Annotated in this window: 5 protein-coding genes; 2 read left to right on the top strand and 3 right to left on the bottom strand. The window is 50.2% G+C overall.

Going from position 1 to position 7,351, the window contains the following annotated elements; genetic code table 11:
• Positions 1-467: 467 nt before the first annotated feature.
• The 3 genes from FBQ85_23370 to FBQ85_23360 form a co-directional block, all read right to left on the bottom strand.
• The gene (locus FBQ85_23370; GenBank protein ID MDL1878084.1) at positions 468-1,496 is read right to left on the bottom strand and encodes a hypothetical protein; all 1,029 of its coding nucleotides are present in this window, start codon (positions 1,494-1,496) and stop codon (positions 468-470) included.
• Positions 1,497-1,644: 148 nt separating this feature from the next.
• Entirely contained in the window at positions 1,645-2,757 is a 1,113-nt protein-coding gene (locus FBQ85_23365; protein ID MDL1878083.1) for a radical SAM protein, read from the bottom strand.
• A 136-nt stretch (positions 2,758-2,893) separates the two neighbouring features.
• A complete protein-coding gene (locus FBQ85_23360; GenBank protein ID MDL1878082.1) occupies positions 2,894-4,585 on the bottom strand; it encodes a VWA domain-containing protein in 1,692 nt (563 codons plus the stop codon).
• 333 nt (positions 4,586-4,918) lie between these two features.
• On the opposite strand from FBQ85_23360, the gene FBQ85_23355 reads away from it, so the two are divergent.
• Complete coding sequence (locus FBQ85_23355; protein ID MDL1878081.1) at positions 4,919-6,547, top strand: peptide chain release factor 3; 1,629 nt, start codon at positions 4,919-4,921, stop codon at positions 6,545-6,547.
• Positions 6,519-7,166 carry a class I SAM-dependent methyltransferase gene (locus tag FBQ85_23350; protein ID MDL1878080.1) on the top strand — a complete coding sequence of 216 codons (648 nt, stop codon included), beginning with the start codon at positions 6,519-6,521 and terminating at the stop codon, positions 7,164-7,166. Before FBQ85_23355 ends, FBQ85_23350 begins: the two co-directional genes overlap by 29 nt.
• Positions 7,167-7,351 lie beyond the last annotated feature (185 nt).

Raw genomic sequence — 7,351 nt, 5'->3', positions numbered from 1 at the left:
GCCACAATTCACGCAAAACTTGTTTGCCCAATCATTTTCAAATTGACAGGCGTTGCAGGAAATGTGCTGCGGTTCCAGGACTTGCGGCCAGGCAAATGTGGCAATCGTAAGCACAACGAGGGTGACAATAACAGTGATCAAAAGCGATCGCATTGATTGATGTTTCATGGCGATTTCCTCCGGTAAATGCAGGTTCACGGCGTGCTTTCGCAAGCAACGTGCCGAAACACCGCAAGCCATCCGATTCAAAAGAATTTGTTCGAAATAGATGATTTACAGGTTCAAGATCAGGCTGCAATGGCCGTCATTTGACAGAGTCGCATGTAAAGCTGATGCACATTACGAGGCAAGGAATTCACAGAAGGCGGGAAGCGAAAGCAATTTCTGAAAAATGTCGAGCGAGGAAATTGGCGCTTGTGATAGGGAAAACGAAATAAAGCGCGGCGCGAAGTCGACGAAAAAGAATTTCAATTATCCAAAATTTCGCCAGCCGTGGCGTATTTTTTTACCATTTGTTTTATTGCTTTGTTGATATCATCAAAGCTGGCCAACGGGCCTTCCAACTCTACTGCTGCGCGCCGTTGTTGCGCGTGGGTGTGCGCGCTTTGCAGGGCAACCAAGACATGTTCGTTCTCCGGCTCGGTGCTCGCAAGCTGTTTCAAACGTTCATTGAGTTGCGCGCGATGCAGATGGCATTCCGCCAGAAAACCGTCACTCACCGGTGAAAAATCATGAAGGCGCTGCACCAGCGTGTCCCACGCCGCCAGCGCTTCAGCCGGGCGCTCGAGTTTTTCAAGTATCAAACCGCGATGGTAAAGCGTGCTGATGTTTTGCGGGAAACGTTCATATAGCCAGGAGTTGATCTCCAAGGCCGCGGCATAATCTTTCTCGTGTACGCGAATCGTTTGCAGCGCATACGTTGCATCAATGGCGAGGTAACGGCCGCGCCGGCGAATATCTTCCAGCGCGGCAATGGCTGCCGTGCGCTTGTGCTTGAGCATGCCCAGGCCAAAATCGAGTTTGGCGCTTTTCCAGTATTCGTACAACGCCAGTCCCAAACCGGGATCGACAAAACTCGGATCCATGCGCAACGCCCGTTCCATCGCATGCAGCGACAGCACCGCATCGCGGAAACCGGCGCCCCATTCGCCGCAGCGAAAGCGGTGCAACCCGCGATACCCGCGGCTCGTGCCGAGCATAAACAACATTTCAGGCGTCGCGTGCTTGCTCACCTGTTTGTCGGCGAGCTGAACCGCGCTCTTGATCAAACTGTCAAACTTCGCTTCAAATAGACGTACGCGATAATCGCGCATCATGGTTTGATAAATATTGGCGGCGAGCAAATAACCGGCGGGATCATCAGGCCAATTACGCCGCAGCTTGGCGCACGTTGCCAAACCGTCGTCAAATTGCCCGGACTGCAATTGTTCGAAGCTGCGCTGGATTAAGTGTTCACGGGTTTCAGGAGACTGCGCCCTCGCATTTTGCCAAATCAAAAGGGATATGTAAAAAAGAAGAGGAATTCGAAGTCGATTACACATACGTTTAGTTTCTCCCGGCTTTGCAAAGGATCATGCGATCACGTGGTACATGCCTTGGGTCTCGTATTGTCTGGAGCGAACAAAAAGCAAGCCCGCGCTTGCGCTACTTGTCCACTGTTGTCAGCGGGATTACCGGCAATGAACGTGTCGCCGGTTCCGGTAAATGCGGCGAGCCATTGCCATTGGAATGACTGTTACTCTTGCCGTTTCCGCGCGAAATACCGCCGCGGCGCAGCAGTTGATACGCGGCTTTTGCCATGCCCAGCGGTTCATTATCCAAATATGAATCCCGATAGACGCAAAGAATCGAGCAGCCGACTTCGCAGCCTTTATAGCTGTTATAATGTTCCTCGATATCGGCGCGCGTGTATTCCACGATTGGTTTGTTCAACCTGCCGATCTGAGAATGGCAAAATTGCGTATTGCCATGTTCATCGACATAAAGCGAGCGCGCGCCGGCGCGGCATTTCCATGAAGGTTGTTCGCCTTCCAGCAAACGCTTGCCATACTCGTATTCGATAAACGAATTAGGATTGCCTTGTTGGTAATGATGGTCCCACAGCTCGATATAGTCCGGGCCGTTGATCTCGATAATGCCTTTTTCATTGTGAATTGGATTGACGCTGGCAAAAAAGCCCAGGCGTTTAAGCTCGGTAACGGTTTCCTTGAAATGCGCCCTGGAATTCTCACACAACACGAGATTAACATACACATCGAATTTTGCCAGCCGCCGCAAGCGCTCGAGCTTGGGCATAATCGACTTCATGGTTTTCTGAATGTAGCCGGTTTTGTCGGGCATGAGGGCATCGATGCTGACTTGCATATTGCTGAGGCCGGCCTCGTTCAGACTTGCAATGATTTTGTCCGACAACAGGAATCCATTGGTCGTGATGGAGACTTGAGCATCGCGATCGGCATAGGCTACGATTTCAGCAATCTGCGGGTGCAACAGCGGCTCGCCTCCCAGCATGGTAATGTTGATGACTTTCAGGCGATGCAGCGCGTCAATGCGCGCCTTCAAAACATCGAAGGGAATGGGCGGAGAGAAATTGTCATATTCCGTGCAATAACCGCAGCTCAAATTGCAGCGTCGGGTAACGATCAATTGCGCCTGGATTGGCGCTTTGTGAATCAACACGCGCGCAATCGTGCGCAATGGATTTTTGACGCGCATTGGTATCCTCCATGACTGGTTGCCTTTTGTTCTCCATAACATTCACCGCGAAATCAAAATGCGGATTTCGGATGGCAATGTCAAGGACAGGCTCACAGGCTGAGCGCGGCCCGGACGGGCAATATCTGCGATACTCTTCACCAGATTGCTAAACGGCAAAGAGCCTAAAGCTTTCAAATTAATTCGTGCGAAAATGCCATTTGGGCCCAATAAAACTGCGTTCTCCGGAATGGGCAATGACACGCCAGTAATACGTTTTGTTCGCCGTCATATCATTTGGCAATACTTGATTCATTGCTGTTAGTCCGCGCGTAATTTCTTTTGTCGCGTCAAGCGTATCGAACAAGACGGAAAAGGTTAGCGGCAGTTTGCGGGGATTTTGTACGCTCCAACTCAGCGATGATAGTGAATCGAGCGAGGGCGTCGCGCCGTCGGAAGGTTGGGGATCGACGATAGGCAGGCCAGCATAAACCGTGTCGGGATAGTCGAAGCGCTTGCCGTTTGCATAAAGACTGTTGTCAAAGCGGCAACCCAGAATCAAACCGGATTCTTTCAAATTCTCAAATATAACTTTGCACAGCCCGCCGGAATCGCCGAAGGGCAAACTTGCGCCTGCCGGCGCCGCCAGCACAATGTAACCCTGCGCGTCCGGTCCTTCAAGACGCCAGCCTTCGCATAGCCCGCCGTCTTGCGCTTTGATGATCTCCCAACGCGCCGGCAAATTCGTGTCCAGGCGGAACCTAAATTTGTCAATGTTACGCGGCAGATGATCCGCGTTGAAGCGAATCTCGGCGCGCTGATTGATCACGCCGGATTCTTCATAGCCGATGCGGCCCACGCGATCGTCGTCATAGATCGCGCCGAGATCCAGCGTTTGCTCGAAAAAGTTGCTCTCTCCCGCCCAATCGATTTGCACACGCACGGCATGTTTGCCGGTTTTCTTCAGTGTTAGATAACTGAGCTTGTATTGCTGGCGCAAATTGCGCGCGGCGAGCGCCCACTGCTGGGTAAATGCCGCAAAATCGGCCGCGCCAAAATATTCCCCGCCGGTGGCGCGCACCAGGGTTTCGAATATCGTGTGTTCCGCCAGCGCGCCCGTGCCGATAGCATGAATACGGACTTTTCTTTTCGCCGCGAGCGCGATAATCTCCTCGGGCTTATGCTCGCTGCTGGTGTCATAGCCGTCGCTGATCAACAACACGACTTTCTCATGAGCCGCTTGTGGCGGGTTCGGAAACAAGCTCACGCCGGCGTGCAACGCGTCCCAACAGCGGGAAGCGCCGTATTCGATGCCGGATTGCAGAAACCGGTCGAGCGCCTGGACCAGAGCAGATTTGTCGCTGGTGAAATCACTGATCACGCCGGGTGTTTCATTGCGATCGTGAAACTCCACCAGCGCGATGCGATTCGCCGGACCCAGGGTGTAAATAAGTGTCTTGATGTGTTGCACGGTCAACTCGATGCCGGAAACATTGTTTTCACGCCACAACGCCATGCTGCGGGTGAAATCCAACACCAGAACCAGCTCCAGGTGTTGGCGTACCGTCGTGTGAACAAAGAAGCTGGTTTCCGTGGAGTCGAGGGGAACGCCGTTTTCCAGAATGCGCGTGGCCGCCGCAATCTCTGCCGCCGGACGAAACAATGTTTGGCCCTCGCGTTCGTGCAACGAAAACGTGAATTGCACCTGGCTGGGTTTGATCGGATAGGTGTTGAGATCGCGAAACTGCAGGCTGTTTTCTTCGCGAATGATGTTGGTTGCGGGCGGCTCCGGCGGCGTTGGATCCGAGGGCGAAGGGTAATGACAAGAACATGCCAGGCACGCGGCAAGAATGAGGGCGCCCCAGCTCAAATATTTTGTTGCAGCGACCATGATGCGTTCTGAGCCAATGCAATTTGGTGAGCAGCCAACCTCCTTTCCCAATCACGAAATGAACTATACCCGCATGATCGCGGTTTTGAAGATGCGCGCGTTACAAAAATGATACAGTTATTCGCAGGAACATTGGCGTGGCAGTCGACAGAAACTCAAAAAAAGACTTCAAAAGCGACTTTGATTTCATTATATTCCCATCCCATGAAAAATAGATTTTATACTGGCAGTCCAATCTGATCAAAAAAGGGTTGCAACAACCCTTTCCCTGCCCATTTCTTTTTCACCAAAAAAGTTTGATCACCGTTTTGAACTCAAGCAGAGGTACGTCGCGTGTCGATTATTTCAGAGGTTAACAAGCGCAAAACATTTGCCATCATCAGCCATCCGGATGCGGGAAAAACAACGTTAACGGAAAAGCTCTTACTTTACAGCGGGGCAATCCAGATTGCCGGCGCGGTCAAATCCAATAAAATAAAAAAGACGGCAACGTCTGATTTTCTGGAGATTGAAAAACAAAGAGGGATATCCGTAACCACTTCCGTTCTTTCTTTCGATTACAATGATTACAAAATCAATCTTCTGGATACGCCCGGTCATAAAGACTTCGCCGAAGATACCTACAGAACGTTAACCGCTGTAGACAGCGTCATTCTCGTTATTGACTGTGTTAAAGGCGTTGAAGAGCAAACGGAAAGATTGATGCAAGTCTGCCGCATGAGAAACACACCGGTTATCATTTTCATTAACAAATTGGACCGGGAGGGCAAGGATCCGTTTGAATTGTTGGATGAGCTGGAGTTGAAGCTTTCCATCAACGTCCGGCCTTTAACCTACCCGCTGGGCATGGGTTCGCGATTTCGCGGCGTTTACAACATTTACAAAAACTCTTTTGCGTTCTACAAACCCAACAAGAGAAAAATCGAAGAAGAAATAAGCGTTTTCACCGGTTTATCTGATCCCGGCCTTGATAGAACCTTTGGCAATGAGGCGCAGAAGTTAAGGCATGACGTTGAATTGATAAACGGTGTTTATGATGATTTTAGTGTTGAGCGATATTTGAGCGCCAATCTGGCCCCGGTATTCTTTGGCAGCGCGTTGAATAATTTCGGCATCAAAGAACTCATTGACACGTTCACGGAGATTGCCCCCTCGCCCACAGCTAGAGAAACGACAAACGGGGTGGTTAAGCCGGAAGACAAAAAATTCAGCGGATTTGTTTTTAAGATTCACGCCAACCTGGATCCGAAACATAGAGATCGCATTGCTTTCTTGCGGGTTTGTTCGGGTAAATTCGAGAGAAACAAGTTTTATCATCATGTTCGGTTGAACAAGCTGCGCAAGTTTGCCAATCCGGCTTCCTTCATGGCGCAAAGCAAATCTCTTCTGGAAGAGGCATTTCCCGGCGATGTGATTGGTTTATACGATTCAGGTATTTTTAATATTGGCGACACTCTCACCGAGGGGGAAACCTTGATGTTCAAGGGCATTCCACGATTCTCCCCGGAAGTTTTTAGAGTTATTCGCAATGCCCATCCCTTCAAATCCAAGCAATTGGAAAAGGGCATTCAATATTTGACGGATGAAGGATTGGCGCAATTGTTTACCCAAAACTTGGGGAACACCAAAGTGGTGGGCGTGGTGGGAGAGCTGCAGTTCGATGTTTTAAAATACCGTCTGCTCAATGAATATGGCGCACGCGTGGAGTTTCTGCTGCTGCCTTCGTACAAAGCGTTCTGGCTGGAATATAATTCCCGCAAAGACATTGCTTATCTAGAACAACTATACTCGCACAACCTGTACTTCGACAAGAACAATAATCTTGTTTTTTTGGCAGAAACACAGTTTGCCTATAGCATGGCGCTGGAAAAATGTCCAAATGTAAAATTCCTATCCTCAATTGAACACAACGATCTCACCCTCAGCCTGGAAAATGCAGCAGATGGTTGTCATGAATTGTAGATTATGCGCCGCACCAAAGACTGAGAAGGTTCGCGGCGCCGATGAAAGAGTTTATTATTTATGCCCGAGTTGCCGGCTCATCGGCGTTGCGCCACAGCATTTTCTTTCGGCTCACGAAGAAAAAGCAAGATACCTGACCCACAACAACGGCATTGCGCATCAGGGGTATGTTGATTTTCTGAGGCGGGCCGTCATTCCCGCCCTGCCTTTTTTGAAAGAAAATATGCTGGGCCTGGATTATGGCTGCGGATATGCGCCAACCTTGTCGATCCTTCTCGCCAGGGAAGGTTATCGCTGCGACAACTACGATCCGTATTTTGTCAGCAATGATTTGAATGCGACGTATGATTTTATTTTTTCCACGGAAGTTTTCGAGCATTTCCGCCAGCCGAGGCGGGATATCGAAAAAATCGTCAATCTGTTGAGACCGGAGGGAATATTGGTGGTGATGACGGCGCGCTGGGCGGATCTCGCAAGCTTTCGCAATTGGTATTACACCCGCGACGCTTCTCATGTGGCGTTCTATCACGACAAGACTTTCACCTACCTCTGCGATGAATTCGGCTTTCAAAATATTTTTGATGACGGACAGAGAATCTTGTTGCTCAGAAAAATTTAACTTCAGGGTTTATGGATTATATAAAATTCCTCATTGATTCCTGAGGGCGCCAAGCCATGATTTCACTTGCATTATTCAGACCGCGCGTCAAGGGTCACCACAATTCCCCCACCCGGGGTCAGGATAATTCCCCCACCCCCTGCGGGAGGAAGCGGTTTAAGATAGGCGGAAATGCGCCGCGGCGC

Source organism: Cytophagia bacterium CHB2, assembly GCA_030263535.1.
Classification (GTDB): domain Bacteria; phylum Zhuqueibacterota; class Zhuqueibacteria; order Zhuqueibacterales; family Zhuqueibacteraceae; genus Coneutiohabitans.
The sequence above is the reverse complement of the archived record's forward strand: the minus strand, read 5'-3'. Positions and strand labels throughout refer to the sequence as shown.